12 protein-coding genes are annotated in these 16157 nt (G+C 72.2%); 10 read left to right on the top strand and 2 right to left on the bottom strand.

The window, feature by feature from the left end; translation table 11 throughout:
- Positions 1-11: 11 nt before the first annotated feature.
- Positions 12-2390, bottom strand: a complete 2379-nt coding sequence (locus tag ACIBO8_RS19575) for a PEP/pyruvate-binding domain-containing protein (RefSeq protein WP_396116660.1) — start codon at positions 2388-2390, stop codon at positions 12-14.
- 187 nt (positions 2391-2577) lie between these two features.
- Between ACIBO8_RS19575 and ACIBO8_RS19570 the strand changes: the two genes are divergently transcribed.
- The 3 genes from ACIBO8_RS19570 (at position 2578) to gabT (ending at position 6434) form a co-directional block, all read left to right on the top strand.
- Positions 2578-3624, top strand: coding sequence for a hypothetical protein (locus ACIBO8_RS19570; RefSeq protein WP_396116659.1), 1047 nt, complete (start codon positions 2578-2580; stop codon positions 3622-3624).
- Between the two features lie 92 nt (positions 3625-3716).
- Positions 3717-5153: a gamma-aminobutyraldehyde dehydrogenase gene (locus tag ACIBO8_RS19565; RefSeq protein WP_396116658.1), complete on the top strand. Its 1437-nt coding sequence runs from the start codon at positions 3717-3719 to the stop codon at positions 5151-5153.
- 3 nt (positions 5154-5156) lie between these two features.
- Positions 5157-6434 (top strand): 4-aminobutyrate--2-oxoglutarate transaminase, encoded by a 1278-nt coding sequence (gene gabT / locus ACIBO8_RS19560; RefSeq protein ID WP_396116657.1) that lies wholly within the window; start codon positions 5157-5159, stop codon positions 6432-6434.
- Here the strand turns inward: gabT and ACIBO8_RS19555 are convergent.
- Entirely contained in the window at positions 6420-7625 is a 1206-nt protein-coding gene (locus ACIBO8_RS19555) for a saccharopine dehydrogenase C-terminal domain-containing protein (RefSeq protein WP_396116656.1), read from the bottom strand. The two genes, gabT and ACIBO8_RS19555, sit on opposite strands and share 15 nt — an antisense overlap.
- Positions 7626-7827: 202 nt before the next feature.
- Between ACIBO8_RS19555 and ACIBO8_RS19550 the strand changes: the two genes are divergently transcribed.
- From ACIBO8_RS19550 to ACIBO8_RS19520, 7 genes are all read left to right on the top strand, one after another.
- Positions 7828-8268, top strand: a complete 441-nt coding sequence (locus tag ACIBO8_RS19550) for an Lrp/AsnC family transcriptional regulator (protein ID WP_396117102.1) — start codon at positions 7828-7830, stop codon at positions 8266-8268.
- Positions 8265-9635 (top strand): aspartate aminotransferase family protein, encoded by a 1371-nt coding sequence (locus ACIBO8_RS19545; protein ID WP_396116655.1) that lies wholly within the window; start codon positions 8265-8267, stop codon positions 9633-9635. Before ACIBO8_RS19550 ends, ACIBO8_RS19545 begins: the two co-directional genes overlap by 4 nt.
- On the top strand, positions 9620-10891 hold the full coding sequence (locus tag ACIBO8_RS19540) for an NAD(P)/FAD-dependent oxidoreductase (protein WP_396116654.1): 1272 nt from the start codon (positions 9620-9622) through the stop codon (positions 10889-10891). The genes ACIBO8_RS19545 and ACIBO8_RS19540 overlap by 16 nt, the downstream gene beginning before the upstream one ends.
- A 144-nt stretch (positions 10892-11035) precedes the next feature.
- Complete coding sequence (locus ACIBO8_RS19535; protein ID WP_396116653.1) at positions 11036-13393, top strand: hypothetical protein; 2358 nt, start codon at positions 11036-11038, stop codon at positions 13391-13393.
- A 215-nt stretch (positions 13394-13608) separates the two neighbouring features.
- The gene (locus ACIBO8_RS19530) at positions 13609-14016 is read left to right on the top strand and encodes a YciI family protein (protein ID WP_396116652.1); all 408 of its coding nucleotides are present in this window, start codon (positions 13609-13611) and stop codon (positions 14014-14016) included.
- Between the two features lie 7 nt (positions 14017-14023).
- Complete coding sequence (locus ACIBO8_RS19525; RefSeq protein WP_396117101.1) at positions 14024-15169, top strand: RNA polymerase sigma factor; 1146 nt, start codon at positions 14024-14026, stop codon at positions 15167-15169.
- A gap of 554 nt (positions 15170-15723) precedes the next feature.
- A complete protein-coding gene (locus tag ACIBO8_RS19520) occupies positions 15724-16116 on the top strand; it encodes a hypothetical protein (RefSeq protein ID WP_396116651.1) in 393 nt (130 codons plus the stop codon).
- Positions 16117-16157 lie beyond the last annotated feature (41 nt).

Raw genomic sequence — 16157 nt, 5'->3', positions numbered from 1 at the left:
CCGCGATCGTTTCACAGGACGGGCGGCCCGAGGGTGACGGTTCCGGCCGCGCCGTCCACCGTGACGAGCTGCCCGGTGGAGATCTTCCGGGTGGCGCCGGGGACGCTGATGACGGCCGGGATGCCGTACTCGCGGGCCACGGTGGGGCCGTGGGCCATGACGGCCCCGGTCTCGGTGACGAGCGCGCCGGCGGTGAGGAACAGGGGCGTCCACCCCGGGTCGGTGGTGGCGACGACCAGGATCTCCCCGGGTTCCACCCGGGCGGTGGCCGGATCGGTGACGACGCGTGCGGCCCCGCTGATCCGCCCGGGGGCCGCTCCCACGCCGATCAGTACCCCCTCGGCCGCCGGGGCGGCGGGCAGCACGGTCTCCACGTCCGTACCGTCGGACAGCAGGACCACCGGTACGGCCCGGCGGCGCATCTCCCGGCGGTGCACGGCTTTGCGCGCGGCCACGGCCGGTTGCGGGTCGCTCGCGTCGTGCACGGCGGCCCGGACCTCGTCCAGGGTGAGAAACATGATGTCGTCGGGCCGTCCGAGCCGGCCCGCCGCCGTCAGGTCGGCGCCGATGAGCAGCAGCTGCTGCCGCATCGCCCGGAGCCGGTAGAGGCCCGCGAACTTGCCCGCCTCGCGCAGGCCGGCCAGCGCGCGGGCCCGGCGCAGCAGGAGGACGGCGAGGCGGCCGCGCACCGGCCGGCGGCGGGCGCGCCGGGCGATCTCCCGCAGCGTCGCCTCGGCGGTCGCGGCCGCGGCGGCGAACCGCCGGTCGGGCGCCTGCTCGGGGTCGGTGACCCGCAGGTAGTTGGCGATGGTCGCGAACACCGGCGCAGGATTCTCCGCCCAGCGGGGCACGCCGAGGTCGACCTCCGCGGCGCCGCGGTGGCCGTACGCGTCGAGGAATGTCTCCAGGCCCAGCTCGGGCAGTGTGCCGTTCCGGTAGCGGGCGGCCAGCTCCTCGGGCGGGGTGCCGAGCAGCAGCTCACGGTGCTCGCCGGTGCGCTCGGCGAGGTGCCACAGCGCCAGGTCCATCTCGATGGTGACGTTGTGCGGCATGCCGCCCAGCACGGTCTGGATCTCGGCCGGCGTGGCGATGCCCTGCAGCAGGCGCGCCGGCAGCGTGGCGGCGAGCATGCCGGCCACGATGGGCCAGAGGATGTCGTCCGGGCCGGCCCCCGGATCCGGCGCCTCGACGTATCGCAGCCGGTCCGCGGCGGACTGCGGCCCTTCGGGTAGGGCAGAGACGTCGCGCACCCGGTCGACGGCCCGCGACAGCCGCACCCGCGCCGCCCCCGGACGCGCCAGCGCCCGAAGGATTCCCGAGACGGCCCGGACGGCGGTGCCGAGCGCCGCCGGGTTCGCCGCCCCGCCCGCACCGGGGACGGGGGCGAAGCGAGGGTCGGCGAGCACGTGCTCCATCGCCGCCTGTGCGCGCGGACCGAAGTCGACCGCCAGCAGCTTGACGAGCCGCTTACGGGCGGTACGGCTGCGCGCGAGGTCGGTCAGGTCGCCGTACAGCCGCCCGCCGATGTCGACGATCTCCGCCCGTACGCCCACCGCCGCCAGCATCGCCGCGATCTGGGTCCGCAGGGTGGCCATGCCCATCGGGGTCACCGGCTGCAGCATGCCCTGCACGTTGCCGAACTCGACGTACACCCGTGGCAGCGGCTTGCCGGTCGGGGGCGGGAGAGGGAACAGGGTGGTGATCGGGCGCGACTGCAGCAGCCACAGCGTCCCGTCCCGGTCGATCGCCCACTCCACGTCCTGCGGGCAGCCGAGGTGGTCCTGCAGCCGCTCACCCGCTGCGCGTAGGTCGGCGAGGTGCGGGGGAGTGGACTCGCCGAGCACGTAGTGGTTCGCTTCGCCCGACCCGTCGGCCACGGCGGTGCCGAGCCCCGCCACCTCGTTCACCAGCATCTCGGTGCGGCAGCCGGTGGCCACGTTGGCGGTGAAGAGCACGCCGGCCAGCTCCGGTTCGACCATGCGCTGCACGATGACGCTCATGCGTACGCCGGCGTGGCCGATGTCGTGCGCCTCCCGGTAGGCGACGGCGCGGGCGCCGTGCAGCGAGTCCCAGCACTTCGCGACGGCCGCGAGCAGCTCGTCGATCCCCTCGACGCCGAGGAAGGTGTCGTACTGCCCGGCGAAGCTGGCGTCGGGCAGGTCCTCCGCGGTGGCGCTCGAGCGGACGGCCACCGCTCCGCCGCCCAGCCGCGCGTAGGCCTCGGCGATCTCGGTCCCGGGCACGATCCCGGACCGGTGTGCCTCGGTCGTGACGCAGAAGCCGGCCGGCACCCGCTCGCCCCGCCGGATCAGCTCGGCGAGCCCGGCCGCCTTCCCGCCGATCAGCTCCGTCATGCCGGCGACCGCCCCGGACAATGCCACCACGAGCATCTTCGGGCCTCCGTTCACAATACAAGTGCATTGCATAGCACGGTACGGCGATGGCAATGCATCCGCAACGCCATAACGATTCGGCATAAAAGCGCCGTTCCGCTTGAATGCTCGCGGCGGTAGACTTACGTCACCTTTCGGCGCTCAGCGCGGATCCGCCGCCCCTCCTCACTTCGCGGAGGAGCCGATGCGAGTCCTCGACCAGACCCGTCTCCGCCGGAAGGTCGCCGCCCGCACCGCGGCCGCGGCTCATCGGCACAGCGCCACGCTTCTCCTCTTCCTGGCCACCGCCCTGAGCGGCGCCGCGGCGCCCTTCACCGCGGGCCCACCGCCCGCGCCGGCTCCCTTGCCCTCGGCGACGGACCTGACGGCGGCGGCGCACACCGCGGGTCCGCTGGGTGTCATCGCCCGCCGGCCGGGCTCGCTCGACCCGGCGCAGCTCGCGCGGGCCGTCGTGCTCCGCCGGCTGCTGCCCGCCGCCGAGGCGGCCCGGCTGGACCGCACGCTCGCCGAAGCCGCGCCCGCGGTGCAGGGCTATCTGGCGCAGGCGTTCGCCGCCGGCCACTCGGTCGCCGAGCTGGTCGCCTGGGACGCCGTCATCGCCGGGCACGACCCCGCATGGCTGGCCGGCCGGCTGGCGCCGCTGAATCCAGCCGACCCCGGCCCGGTGCGGTTCCTGAGCACCCGGATGCGCCAATTCGACGGCACGACGTGCGGCTCCGCGGCCATCGTCGCCGCTCGGGCCGTGGTGGATCCGCTCTACGCCTGGCGGCTGACGACCGGGGGCCGGCCGAACTCGCCCGAGGAGAGCGACGAGCGTTTCGCCGACCGGCTGGAGAGCGAGCAGCAGCGGGTGCACGACGAGACGGACACCCTCTGGCGCCAGTCGCTCGGCACCCCGCCGTGGGGAGTCAGCGGCCTGCTCAGCCGCGATCCCGCCGGCCTCGGTGCGCGGTACCGGTGGGTGCCCGTCCCGCCGTTCGTCCCGATGCTCGCCGCGGCGGTGCTGCGCCGGGCGCTGGCGGCGGCCGCGCAGGGTTACCCCGTACCGGTGCTGATCGGGGATCTGATCCCGCGCCACTACGTGCTGCTGCTGGGCCGGGACGGTGCCGGCGCATCCTTCTACGAACCCAGCGCGGGCGCGGTCATCGTGGTGTCCATCGAGAACCTGTTGCGGCCCGACGTCCGCGCGCTCGGATTCCCGCGCCTGCACGGCGCGATCCTGCCCGGCTGACCGACGGAACGAACGGTTCTGGGGGCTTGTCAGCTGCGGATTCGGTGGAAGGATGGGGCTGCGAGTCCTGATACCGCACTGCTGGAGGCCGGATGACCACCAAGACCGTCCTGCACAACTTCATCGCCGGCGCCCCGGCCGCACCCGCCGACGGCCGGTACGCCGACCTCGTCGACCCGGCCACCGGCGACGTGTTCGCCAGCGCCCCCGTTTCCGGCAAGGAGGACGTCGACCGGGCCGTACGGGCCGCCGCCGCCGCGTTCGAGGGCTGGCGCGACACCACGCCGGCCGAGCGGCAGCTGGCCTTGCTGAAGTTCGCCGACGCCGTGGAGTCCCGCGCCGACGAGCTCGTCGCCGCCGAGTCGCGCAACACCGGCAAGCCGCTCGGCCTCACCGCGAGTGAGGAGCTGCCGCCCGCGGTCGACCAGATCCGGTTCTTCGCCGGCGCCGCGCGCCTGCTCGAGGGCCGCTCGGCCGGGCAGTACATGGCCGGTTACGAGAGCTACGTGCGGCGCGAGCCGGTCGGCGTCTGTGCCCAGGTCACCCCGTGGAACTACCCGCTGATGATGGCGGTCTGGAAGATCGCCCCGGCGCTGGCCGCGGGGAACACCGTGGTGCTCAAGCCCTCCGACACGACCCCGGTCACCACGGTCATGCTGGCCGAGATCGCCGCCGAGTTCCTGCCGCCCGGCGTGCTGAACGTCGTCACCGGCGACCGGGACACCGGGCGCGAGCTCGTGGGCCACCCCGTACCGCAGATGGTCTCGATCACCGGGTCCGTCCGTGCCGGCATGGAGGTCGCCGGGTCGGCCGCGGCCGACCTCAAGCGCACGCACCTGGAGCTCGGCGGCAAGGCGCCGGTCGTGGTGTTCGACGACGCGGACATCGCGGCGGCCTCCGCGGCGATCGCCGAGGCCGGTTACTTCAACGCGGGACAGGACTGCACCGCCGCCACGCGGGTGCTCGCGGCGCCGGGCGTCTACAGCGACTTCGTCGCCGCACTGGCGGAGCAGGCCCGCGGCACGCGCACCGGTGCCCCGGACGACGCGGACGTGCTCTACGGCCCGCTGAACAACGCCCGCCAGCTCGAGCGGGTCAGCGGCTTCCTCGACCGGCTGCCGGACCACGCGACGGTCGAGGCCGGCGGCGCCCGGCAGGGGGAACGCGGCTACTTCTACACGCCGACCGTGGTCTCCGGCCTGCGCCAGACCGACGAGATCATTCAGGACGAGGTGTTCGGCCCGGTCATCACCGTCCAGCGCTTCACCGACGAGGACGAGGCGGTCGGCTGGGCCAACGGTGTCGAGTACGGCCTGGCCTCCTCCGTCTGGACCAGGGACCACGGCCGCGCCATGCGGATGACCCGCAGGCTCGACTTCGGCTGCGTCTGGGTCAACTGCCACATCCCGCTGGTCGCGGAGATGCCGCACGGCGGGTTCAAGCACTCCGGTCACGGCAAGGACCTCTCCGTGTACGGCCTGGAGGACTACACCCGCATCAAGCACGTCATGCACTACACGGGGGAGTGAGCCGTGCCGTCGTCCGAGGACCTGCACAAACGCCGCTCGGCCGCCGTGGCGCGGGGCGTCGGCTCCGTCATCTCGTCCTACGTGGAGCGCGCGAGCGGCGGCACGCTGCGTGACGTCGACGGCCGGGAGTGGATCGACTTCGCCTCCGGCATCGCGGTCACCAACGTGGGCAACAGCGCACCGGCGGTGGTGGCGGCCGTCCGCGAGCAGGTCGAGCGCTTTACCCACACCTGTTTCATGGTCGCGCCGTACGAGTCGTACGTGGCGGTCTGCGAGCGGCTGATCTCGCTGACGCCGGGGGAGTTCGGCAAGCGGGCGGCGCTGTTCAACTCCGGCGCCGAGGCGGTCGAGAACGCGGTGAAGATCGCCCGGCACGCCACCGGACGCCCGGCCGTCGTCGTCTTCGACCACGCGTACCACGGCCGGACGAACCTCACGATGGCGCTGACCGCGAAGGTGATGCCGTACAAGCACCGGTTCGGGCCGTTCGCGCCGGAGGTCTACCGGGTCCCGATGTCCTATCCGCTGCGGGACGGCGGCCTGTCCGGGCCGGACGCCGCCATCCGCGCCCTCGACGTCGTCGAGAAGCAGGTGGGCGGCGCCAACGTCGCCGCGGTGGTCATCGAGCCGATCCAGGGCGAGGGCGGTTTCGTCGTCCCGGCGCCCGGCTTCCTGCCCGCGATCGCCGCCTGGGCCAGGGGCGCCGGCGCGGTGTTCGTCGCCGACGAGATCCAGACCGGCTTCTGCCGTACGGGCGCCTGGTTCGCCAGCGAGCACGAGGGCGTCGAACCCGACCTGGTGACCACGGCGAAGGGCATGGGCGGCGGTCTGCCGATCGCCGGCGTGGTGGGCCGCGCCGAGCTGATGGACGCCGTGCACGCGGGCGGGCTCGGCGGCACCTACGGCGGCAACCCCGTCGCCTGCGCCGCCGCCCTGGCCGCCATCGACACGATGCACGAGCTGGACCTGGCCGCCGCCGCGCGCGCGATCGAGGCGCGGATGCTGCCGGTGCTGCGCGAGCTGGCGGACCGGGACCCCGGCGTCGGCGAGGCCCGGGGACGCGGCGCGATGCTGGCCGTCGAACTGGTCAAGCCCGGGGGTGTGGAGCCCGACGCGGCCCGTACGGCGACCGTCGCCAAGGCCTGCCACGACGCCGGGCTGCTGGTGCTCACCTGCGGGACGTACGGGAACGTCCTGCGTCTCCTCCCGCCGCTGGTGATCGGCGAGCGGGAGGTGGACCGCGGCCTGGGGATCCTGCGGGCGGCCCTACTGGGTGCGTAGCGCCCAGGGCGAACCGTAGGCGGTGAGCAGGTCCAGGAAGGGCACGGCGTCGAAGGCCTCCGGGCCGAGGACGCCGGCGCCCGACCACGTCCCCGCGGCCAGCAACTCCAGCGCGACCACCGGGTTGACGGCGGTCTGCCAGACCACGGCCTGCGAGCCGTACTCGCGCATCGACCACTGGTTGTCGACGACGTGGTAGAGGTACACGCTGCTCGGCAGGCCCTGCTTGTCGAGCCCGGTCACCAGGGTGCCCGCGCACGTGGCACCGGTCATCCGCTCGCCCAGCGTGGAGGGGTCGGGCAGGACGGCCGCCACCACGTCCCGAGGGGAGACGGAGACGCCGCCTACCCGCACCGGATGGGTCCGGTCGAGGCCGAGCTTGTGCAGGGTCTTGAGCACGTCGATGAACTCCTTGCCCAGCCCGTACTTGAAGGTGACCCGGCCGGCGTCGACCCAGCGGGGGATGAGCAGCACCTCCTCGTGCTCGACGTGGACGCACTCGACCGGCCCGATCCCGCCGGGGAAGTCGAAGGTCTCCGGCTCGGACAGCGGCTCGGTGGTGAACCAGCCGCGGCCCCGCTCGTAGACGACCGGCGGGTTGAGGCACTCCTCGATCGTCGTCCACACCGAGAACGACGGTGCGAACTCGTAACCGTCGACCACGAGGTTGCCGCCGTCGCGTACGCCGATCTCGTCGATGCGCGAGAAGAGATGATCGGCGGCGTACCGGGCGAAGACATCCGAAAGCCCCGGCTCGACGCCCATCCCGACCAGGGCGAGCCGCCCCGCGTCCTGCCATCGCCCGGCGGCGGCGAACTGCTCGTCGCCGAGCTTCACGCCGGTCCGCTCGAACGGCTGCTCCGGATGGGGCCGCGACAGGGACATGGCCATGTCGAGGTAGTCGGCGCCGGCCGCGAGCGCGCCCTCGAAGACCGGCATGACGAACCGCGGGTCGACCGCGTTCAGGACGTGCGTGATGCCGTGCTCGCGGCACAGCGCCGCCACGGCGTCGGCGGACGAGGCGTCCACGCGGGCGGCGGTGAAGCGGTCGTCCGGAAGGGACGCCACGGCCCGCTCGGCACGCGCGAGGTCGTAATCGGCCACGACAAATCGGTCATAGAAGTCACGCCGGGCGGCGATGCCGGTGGCCGCCGTGCCCACGCCGCCGGCTCCGACGAGAAGGATGCGCATGATGGGGCGCCTTTCGCCAACTGAAACCTTGTCCGCAGAGCGTTGTGGCCACGGAAACACTTGTCAAGACCGCCGAGAGCTGCGATAAACGTATGTACATGAAATCCCGCCACGGATTCCTTCGAGTACACGGAAGAGAACCACCGATTCCATTGCCGAAGCCGGGGCGCCGGGGAACAATCGCGGCGTGACGGACCAGGCTCTGGACAGCATCAACAAGCAGATCATCGAGCACCTGCAGCGCGACGGACGGATGTCGTACGCCACGCTCGCCAAGACCATCGGACTCTCGGAGGCCGCCGTGCGCCAACGCGTGCAACGCCTCCTCGATCACGGTCTCATGCAGATAGTCGCCGTCACCGACCCGCTCACGCTGGGGTTCGCCCGCCAGGCCATGGTCGGGGTCAAGGTGCTCGGGGACATGCGCCGCGTCGCCGACGAGATCGCCGCCATCCCGGAGGTCGACTACGTGGTGATCTGCGCCGGCGGCTACGACATGCTCGTCGAGCTGGTCTGCACCGACGACGAGCACCTGCTGGAGCTGCTCAACGACAGGATCCGGGCGATCGAGGGCGTCTCCGCGACGGAGACCTTCATGTATCTGAAGCTCGCGAAACAGACCTACGCGTGGGGAACGAGATGAGCCAGGACCTGTCAGCCGCTGCCCGTGACCACCTCTGGATGCACTTCACCCGGCTCTCGGCCTACACCGGTGGGGACGGCGGCGAGGTGCCCGTCATCGTGCGCGGCTCCGGTCCGTACATCTATGACCAGCACGGCAAGCGCTACCTGGACGGACTCTCCGGCCTCTTCGTGGTCCAGGCCGGGCACGGCCGGACCGAGCTCGCCGAGGCCGCCGCCAAGCAGGCCGCCGAGCTGGCCTACTTCCCGGTCTGGTCCTACGCCCACCCCGCCGCGGTCGAGCTCGCCGAACGCCTGGCCGCGCTGGCCCCCGGCGACCTGAACCGGGTCTTCTTCACCACCGGCGGCTCGGAGGCCGTGGAGAGCGCCTGGAAGCTGGCCCGCAACTACTTCAAGCTGACCGGCAAGCCGATGAAGACCAAGGCGATCTCCCGCAACGTCGCCTACCACGGCACCACCATGGGCGCCCTGTCGATCACCGGCCTGCCCCTGCTCAAGCAGCAGTACGAGCCGCTGGTGCCGAGCACGATCCGGGTGCCGAACACCAACTACTACCGGCGCCCGGACGAGACCATGAGCGAGGAGCAGTTCGGGATCTGGGCGGCCGACCGGATCGCCGAGGCCATCGAGTTCGAGGGGCCCGACACGGTCGCCTGCGTCTACCTGGAACCGGTGCAGAACGCCGGCGGCTGCTTCCCGCCGCCGCCCGGCTACTTCCAGCGGGTCCGCGAGATCTGCGACCGCTACGACGTGCTGCTCGTCTCCGACGAGGTGATCTGCGCGTTCGGCCGGCTGGGGGAGTACTTCGGCTCCCAGCGGTACGGCTACACCCCGGACATCATCACCTGCGCCAAGGGGCTCACCTCCGGCTACGTCCCGCAGGGCGCGATGATCGCCTCGGAGCGGCTGGTCGAGCCGTTCCTGACCGGCAGCGCGTCGTTCGCCCACGGCATCACCTTCGGCGGTCACCCCGTCGCCGCCGCGGTGGCCCTGACCAACCTGGACATCTTCGAGCGCGAGGACCTCAACGGCCACGTGCGCGCGCAGACCGGGCTCTTCCGCTCGTACCTGGAGCGGCTGACCGACCTGCCGATCGTGGGCGACGTCCGCGGCGACGGCTACTTCTTCGGCATCGAGCTGGTGAAGGACAAGGCGACCAAGGCCACCTTCGACGACGACGAGTCCGACCGGCTGCTGCGCGGGTTCCTCTCCCAGGCGCTGTTCGACGCCGGGCTCTACTGCCGCGCCGACGACCGCGGCGACCCGGTGGTGCAGCTCGCGCCGCCGCTGATCTGCGAGGAGTCGCACTTCGCCGAGATGGAGCAGATCCTGCGGACGGTGCTGAGCGAGGCATGGACCCGGCTCTGAGCCCCTCCTTCTGGCTCGACTCGCTCGGCCCCCTCACCCGGCGTCCGCCGCTGCCCGGCGACACCACCGCCGACGTGGCGGTCGCCGGTGGGGGCTACACCGGGCTGTGGACCGCGTACTACCTCGCCGTCGCCGCGCCGCACCTGCGCATCGTCGTGCTGGAGGCCGAACACTGCGGATTCGGCGCCTCCGGGCGCAACGGCGGCTGGTGCTCCGGCCTCTTCCCCGTCAGCTCGACCCGGCTCGCCCGCCGCTACGGCGCGGGCCCGGCCGAGGCGCTCTACCGCCACCTCGCGGACACCGTCGACGAGGTCGGCCGGGTGGCGGAGGCGGAGGGCATCGACTGCCACTACGCCAAGGGCGGGACGGTGACGCTGGCCCGCTCCCGCGCCCAATTGCGCCGTGCCGAGGCGTCCCCGGACTTCGTCGACGCGGACACCGCCGCCAAGATCTGCGGAGCCACGGGCGTGCTCGGGGGCACGTACAGCCCGGACTGCGCGGCCCTGCACCCGGCGCGGCTGGTCCGCGGGCTCGCCGAGGCCGTCGAGCGGCGCGGGGTCACGGTGCACGAGGACACCCGGGTGATCCGGCTGCGGCGCGGTGCGGTGGAGACCGATCGCGGCACGGTGCGCGCGCCCATGATCGTGCGGGCGCTCGAGGGCTACACCCCCCAACTGCCCGGGCACCGCCGGGACCTCGCGCCGGTCTACTCGCTGATGATCGCGACGGCGCCGCTCGACCCCGCGACCTGGGAGCGGATCGGCCTGGCGCGGCGCGAGACGTTCAGCGACGAACGGCGCCTGATCGTGTACGGCCAGCGCACCGCCGACGACCGCCTCGCCTTCGGGGGGCGGGGCGCGCCGTACCACTTCGGTTCCCGGGTACGGCCCGCGTACGACCGGGTGCCGGCGGTGTTCGAGGCCTTGCGGGCCACGCTCGCGGAGATGTTCGGCATCGACCCGCCGATCGCCGCGCGATGGGGTGGCCCGCTCGGCGTCCCGCGTGACTGGATGCCCTCGGTGGGCGTGCACGAGGGCATCGCCTGGGGTGGGGGCTACGTCGGCGACGGCGTGGCGGCGGCCCATCTCGCCGGGCGTACGCTCGCCGATCTGATCCTGGGCGACCTCACCGAACGCACGACGCTGCCGTGGGTGGGCCACCGCTCGCGCCGCTGGGAACCCGAGCCGCTGCGCTGGCTGGGGATCAACGCGGCGCTGCGTGCCACGGCGCTGCGCGACGCCTGGGAACGGCGATGATTCATCTCACAAAGCTCACGTTTCCCCGCGTAGAGCGCTGATCGGACAGACTGCCCTCCACCCTTCGGTCGAGGACTCCGGCCGCACCGGGATCGTACGGTTGCACCCGATTCGCACCCCGTCCCCGATCCCCCCGGAGCACCGATGCGTTCCAAGTCGACCGCCCGCCGTACCGCGGCAGCGATCGCTCTCACCGTGCCCGCCGCGCTCATCAGCGTGGCCGGCCCGGCTCAGGCCGACGAGGCCGCCGCGCCCGCGTACGCGCTGGCGTCCACCGTGAGCCCGGCGCCGCTGACCGCGGCCGAGTGCACGGACCCCACCTGCATCGTCGTCGCGGCGCCGCGCGGCGGCACGCTGGACGACTACGCGGTGATCAACGCGGCCATCACGACCGCGGCGTCGCGGACCGTTCCCGCCGTCATGGCCGCCGACGGAAGCGTTGCCACCCCGGCCGTCACGGCCACGGTCCTGCTGCGCAGCGGCACGTACCGGCTCACCAAGGGCCTGAAGCTGCCCCCGAACGTCAACCTGCGCGGCGCCGGCATCGCGGCCACCACGCTGCTGATGGACCCGACGGTCAACTGGAAGAACTTCAGCTACAGCTTCCTGGTGCTGCCCAGCGACACCAAGCAGGACGGCAGCACGAACCTGGTCTCCGACCTGACGGTCAACGGCAACTGCCGCACCGGCGCCGGCGCCCCCACGCCGTCCGCCCTGCCGGGCCGTCCGGGTGACCCCTGCGACTTCCTCGCCCCGACCGGCGCCACCGGCAACACCGGCGGCGGCATCAAGGTCGGCGACCGCTGGACGGTCCGCCAGGTCCGCTTCACCAACTTCGAGTACTTCAAGATGTGGGTCTCCGGCACCAAGGACGCCCGCATCGTCGACAACCGCTTCGACAACTGGGGCGGCGCCGAGTCCGACGGCGAGGACAACATCGGCGGCGGCGGCCTCAACGACGGCACCGTCATCGAGGACAACCAGTACGACGTCACGGGGCGCGGCAACTTCTTCGACTTCACCAACGCGCTCAACACGACGGTGCGCAACAACATCGTGCACACCAACCGCACCGTCGCGGCGGCGCGCAAGGTCACCGAGTACGGCAACCTCTACTTCGAGGGCGTCATGGGCGGCACGGTGACCGGCAACGTGCTGGAGGGCTCGCACATCGTGCTGCAGTCCAACGCGCGCTACTCGCACGTCTTCCCGAACAAGGACGTCAACCAGCCGAGCAACATCCTGGTGGCGAACAACCACATCATGGACTCGGCGACGGCCGGCGTGGCCATCGGCTACGAGGACTACCTCGACAGCGACAACACCGGCGGCACGGCCGACGACCAGATGCTGCAGAGCGCCGCCGACTCGGTCGACCACTACGTGCGCCTCGGCGGCAACAACGTCGTCCGTGACAACGTCATCGAGCGTTCGCGGGAGAGCGGCATCCTGATCTACGGCAACGCCGCGGTGAAGGGCAGCCCGGACACCGTCGTGGGCAACCGGGTCGTCGACTCCGGCTTCGCCGGCTCGCTCACCTACAACACCGGCGTCGGCTACTTCGAGACCTCGGGCATCGGCGTCTCCGCCGGCACCGGCGACATGATCTACGGAAACGAGATCGTCGACGACCAGTCCACCCCCACCACCTGGTACGGCGTGTCGGTCGGCGCCCGCAAGGCCCCGTTCGCCGCGACCGGCACGGTGCTCACCGGCCCGAACGGCGAGACCAACACCACGACGGGCATCGTCGCGTCGCCGGTGCGCTACGGCATGCTGGCCCCGGAGGCCCCGGCCGGCGTCAAGGCCACCGCGTCGGGTCTGACCTGGAGCGAGTCGTACGCCACGACCAACCCGATCGCCGGTTACCGCGTCTACCGCGACGGCGCCCTCCTCGCCGACCTGCCCGTGGGCAGCTCGGAGATCCCCGGCAACCTGCTCACCGCCGACGAGTCGAGCATGGAGAACGCCGCGGCGGGCACGGCCGGCTGGACCACCACCTCGGGCACGACGGTGACGCGATCCGCCACCGCCGGCGCGCTCGGCAGCGCCTCGCTGCAGATCACGGCCACGGCGGCCGGCCAGATCAGCACGTACGGCCGCAAGGTTCCGGTCACCGCGGGCACCACCTACACGGCGGTCGCCTCCTTCCAGGCGGGCACCACCGCGCGCCGCGTCCGGGCCGGCCTGGCGTACACCGACGCCGCCGGCAAGGTCACCCGGCTCGGCAGCGGCAACTCGGCCACCGTGGACTCGACCACCGGCTGGCTGACCAGCTCCTACTCGGCCGCTGCGCCGGCCGGTGCGGTCACCGTCCAGCCGTTCCTGATGGTCGAGGGTGCCGCCGTCGGTGAGAGCCACCTCATCGACCGCATGGGCCTGGTGACCGGTTCGGTGACCGAGCAGTGGGCCGACCCGGCCGGCACGGCGGGCCGCTACGACGTGGTCGCGTACCGCGCCGAGACCGGCGACAACTCCCCGGTCGCCCGCGTCGTCTCCTGACGCATCGCATCTCCCGGGCCCGGCTTCCCTCGCGGAAGCCGGGCCCGTCCCTTGTGCGCTCGGGCAGTAACCCAGCCTCCTAGGACGCCCGACGGGCTTTGACCTCGGCCACATCGGCGGAAAAAATTCGTCGGGCGATGTCGAGAAGCCGCGGCCGGCTCCGTCCTCGCAGCAGACGTGACCACAGGGGTCGCGCAGCACCGAGGAGAACCACCATGGCCAAGTACCTGTTGCTGAAGCACTACCGTGGCGCCCCGGCTCCGGTGAACGACGTGTGCATGGACCAGTGGACGCCGGAGGAGATCTCGGCGCACATGAAGTACATGCACGACTTCGCGGCCCGGCTCGAGTCGACCGGTGAGTTCGTCGACGGCCAGGCGGTCGCCCCCGAGGGCACCTGGGTCCGGTACGACGGCGAGGGCCGCCCGCCGGTCACGGACGGCCCGTTCGCCGAGACCAAGGACCTCATCGCCGGCTGGATGGTGATCGACGTCGACAGCTACGAGCGCGCCGTCGAGCTGGCCGGGGAGCTGTCGGCCGCACCCGGCGCCGGCGGCAAGCCGATCCACGAGTGGCTCGAGCTGCGCCCCTTCCTGACCGCCCCGCCCACCATCACGGAGTGACCCCTTGATCGACGAGGTCCTCCTCCGGAGCCTCACGCCGGGCGTGCTCGGCATCCTCGTCCGCCGCGGAGCCGACTTCGCGGCGGCCGAGGACGCCGTGCAGGACGCTCTGGTGGAGGCGGTCCGCACCTGGCCGGCCGACCCGCCACGGGACCCGAAGGGCTGGCTGATCGCCGTGGCCTGGCGCCGGTTCCTCGACGCGACCCGGGCGGACGCCGCCCGCCGCCGGCGTGAGGACCTCGCCGAGGAGGAGCCGGCCCCCGGACCGGCCCCCGCCGTGGACGACACGCTGCAGCTCTACTTCCTGTGCGCCCACCCGTCGCTGACCCCGTCGTCCGCGGTGGCGCTCACCCTGCGCGCCGTCGGCGGCCTCACCACCCGCCAGATCGCGGAGGCCTACCTGGTGCCCGAGGCGACCATGGCCCAGCGCATCAGCCGGGCCAAGCGCACCGTCGCCGGCGTACGGTTCGACCAGCCCGGCGACGTCGCCACCGTCCTGCGCGTCCTCTACCTGGTCTTCAACGAGGGTTACTCCGGCGACGTCGACCTCGCCGCCGAGGCCATCCGCCTCACCCGCCGGCTCGCGGCCGCCATCGACCACCCCGAGGTGGCGGGCCTGCTCGCCCTCATGCTGCTGCACCACGCCCGGCGCGCCACCCGCACCGCAGCCGACGGCAGCCTGGTGCCGCTCGCCGAGCAGGACCGCACCCGCTGGGACACGGCATCGATCGCCGAAGGCGTCGAGATCCTCCAGGCCGCCCTGGCCCGCGACCGCCTCGGCGAGTTCCAGGCCCAGGCCGCGATCGCGGCGCTGCACGCGGACGCACCCACCGCCGGCGAGACCGACTGGGTCCAGATCGTCGAGTGGTACGACGAGCTCATCCGCCTGACCGGCAGCCCGGTCGTCCGCCTCAACCGGGCGGTGGCCGTGGGCGAGGCCGACGGACCCCGCGCCGGCCTGGCCGCCCTGGCCGCCCTCGACGACACCCTGCCCCGCCACACCGCGGTGGCGGCCTACCTCCACGAACGCGACGGCGACCCGGCGACGGCGGCCCACCTGTACGCCGAAGCCGCCCGGAAGGCCACCAACCTCGCCGAACGCGACCATCTGACCCGCCAGGCCGCCCGCCTCAACGCCCACCTGCGGTCCTGAGCCCGGCCAAGTAGACAGAAACCCCTATCCGGCCCCAATCCGGTGGCTACAGTACGTTTGTCCACTCCCCCTGGATGGAGCATTGCTGATCGCTGCGGGCAGCATGCGATTGTCTAGCGAAGGGAGCCGAGATGACCAAGGGCACTCAAACAACGGAAGAAACGCCTCCCGCATCGCTGCTGCGAGGAGGAAAATCCGCCCCTGCGTTGCCGCCGATCCCGACGACGGAAACGCCGGCCCCTCCGTCACGAGGAGCCCGTATGGTCGACGATGTGCAGGAGCTCCTCGGGGACCTCCGGGAAGCGCCGTCGACCCTCTTGAGTGGAACGTCCACGCTGCCGCCCTCGCCGTTACCGACGTCGTCGGTCCCGGACGGACGAGCGCCGGTCCCGCCGTCGCCGGACCCCGCGAGAGACACCCCTCCACCAGCATCGCCACCCCCTCGTCCGGCCCGGCTGACGGTCACCGCGGCGCCGATCAGCAGGAATCGGATCGACGAATGCCTCGACAGCGCGAAATATTGGGCGATTCGCTTGCCCAGATATGCAAATGACATGCAGCGTCGTGCCGACGGATACGCCATCGCCGCCGCATTTCTCAGCACCGTCACGAGCCTCACCATCTGGGGCGTTCTGACCGGCTCCAATTCGTGGTGGGCGAAGCTACTGGCCTCCGTGGCGGCTTTTGCGTCCGCCGCGGCTGCAATTCTCCCGAGAGTCAAGAACTACGCCGAGGCGGCCGGCAAGGCCAGGCAACTGGCCACGCAGTACGGCACCATCAAGGGCCGGTTGATGGATGCTCAGGTCTGGAGTTCTGCGAACGTCGCCGAGGACACCGCCCTGCGGCAGGTGGTGGAGGACTTCGAAGCGATCAAGAGCGGCAAGGACTCGCTCGTCCCCTATCCCAAGAGGTACATCGACGAGCGCCATCCGGAGGCCAAGGGGTAGCCGGGCGACGGCGACCGCCCTCGAGCCGACGGGCGTGGCGT

The sequence above is a fragment of the Actinoplanes sp. NPDC049681 genome (assembly GCF_044465265.1).
GTDB lineage: Bacteria > Actinomycetota > Actinomycetes > Mycobacteriales > Micromonosporaceae > Actinoplanes.
This window is presented reverse-complemented; position numbering and strand designations above follow the sequence as displayed.

Coding starts and splice junctions, on each gene's coding strand:
- ACIBO8_RS19575 (WP_396116660.1), bottom strand. CDS start 2,390: ATGCTCGTGGTGGCATTGTCCGGGGCGGTCGCCGGCATGACGGAGCTG.
- ACIBO8_RS19570 (WP_396116659.1), top strand. CDS start 2,578: ATGCGAGTCCTCGACCAGACCCGTCTCCGCCGGAAGGTCGCCGCCCGC.
- ACIBO8_RS19565 (WP_396116658.1), top strand. CDS start 3,717: ATGACCACCAAGACCGTCCTGCACAACTTCATCGCCGGCGCCCCGGCC.
- ACIBO8_RS19555 (WP_396116656.1), bottom strand. CDS start 7,625: ATGCGCATCCTTCTCGTCGGAGCCGGCGGCGTGGGCACGGCGGCCACC.
- ACIBO8_RS19545 (WP_396116655.1), top strand. CDS start 8,265: ATGAGCCAGGACCTGTCAGCCGCTGCCCGTGACCACCTCTGGATGCAC.
- ACIBO8_RS19540 (WP_396116654.1), top strand. CDS start 9,620: ATGGACCCGGCTCTGAGCCCCTCCTTCTGGCTCGACTCGCTCGGCCCC.
- ACIBO8_RS19535 (WP_396116653.1), top strand. CDS start 11,036: ATGCGTTCCAAGTCGACCGCCCGCCGTACCGCGGCAGCGATCGCTCTC.
- ACIBO8_RS19530 (WP_396116652.1), top strand. CDS start 13,609: ATGGCCAAGTACCTGTTGCTGAAGCACTACCGTGGCGCCCCGGCTCCG.
- ACIBO8_RS19520 (WP_396116651.1), top strand. CDS start 15,724: ATGCAGCGTCGTGCCGACGGATACGCCATCGCCGCCGCATTTCTCAGC.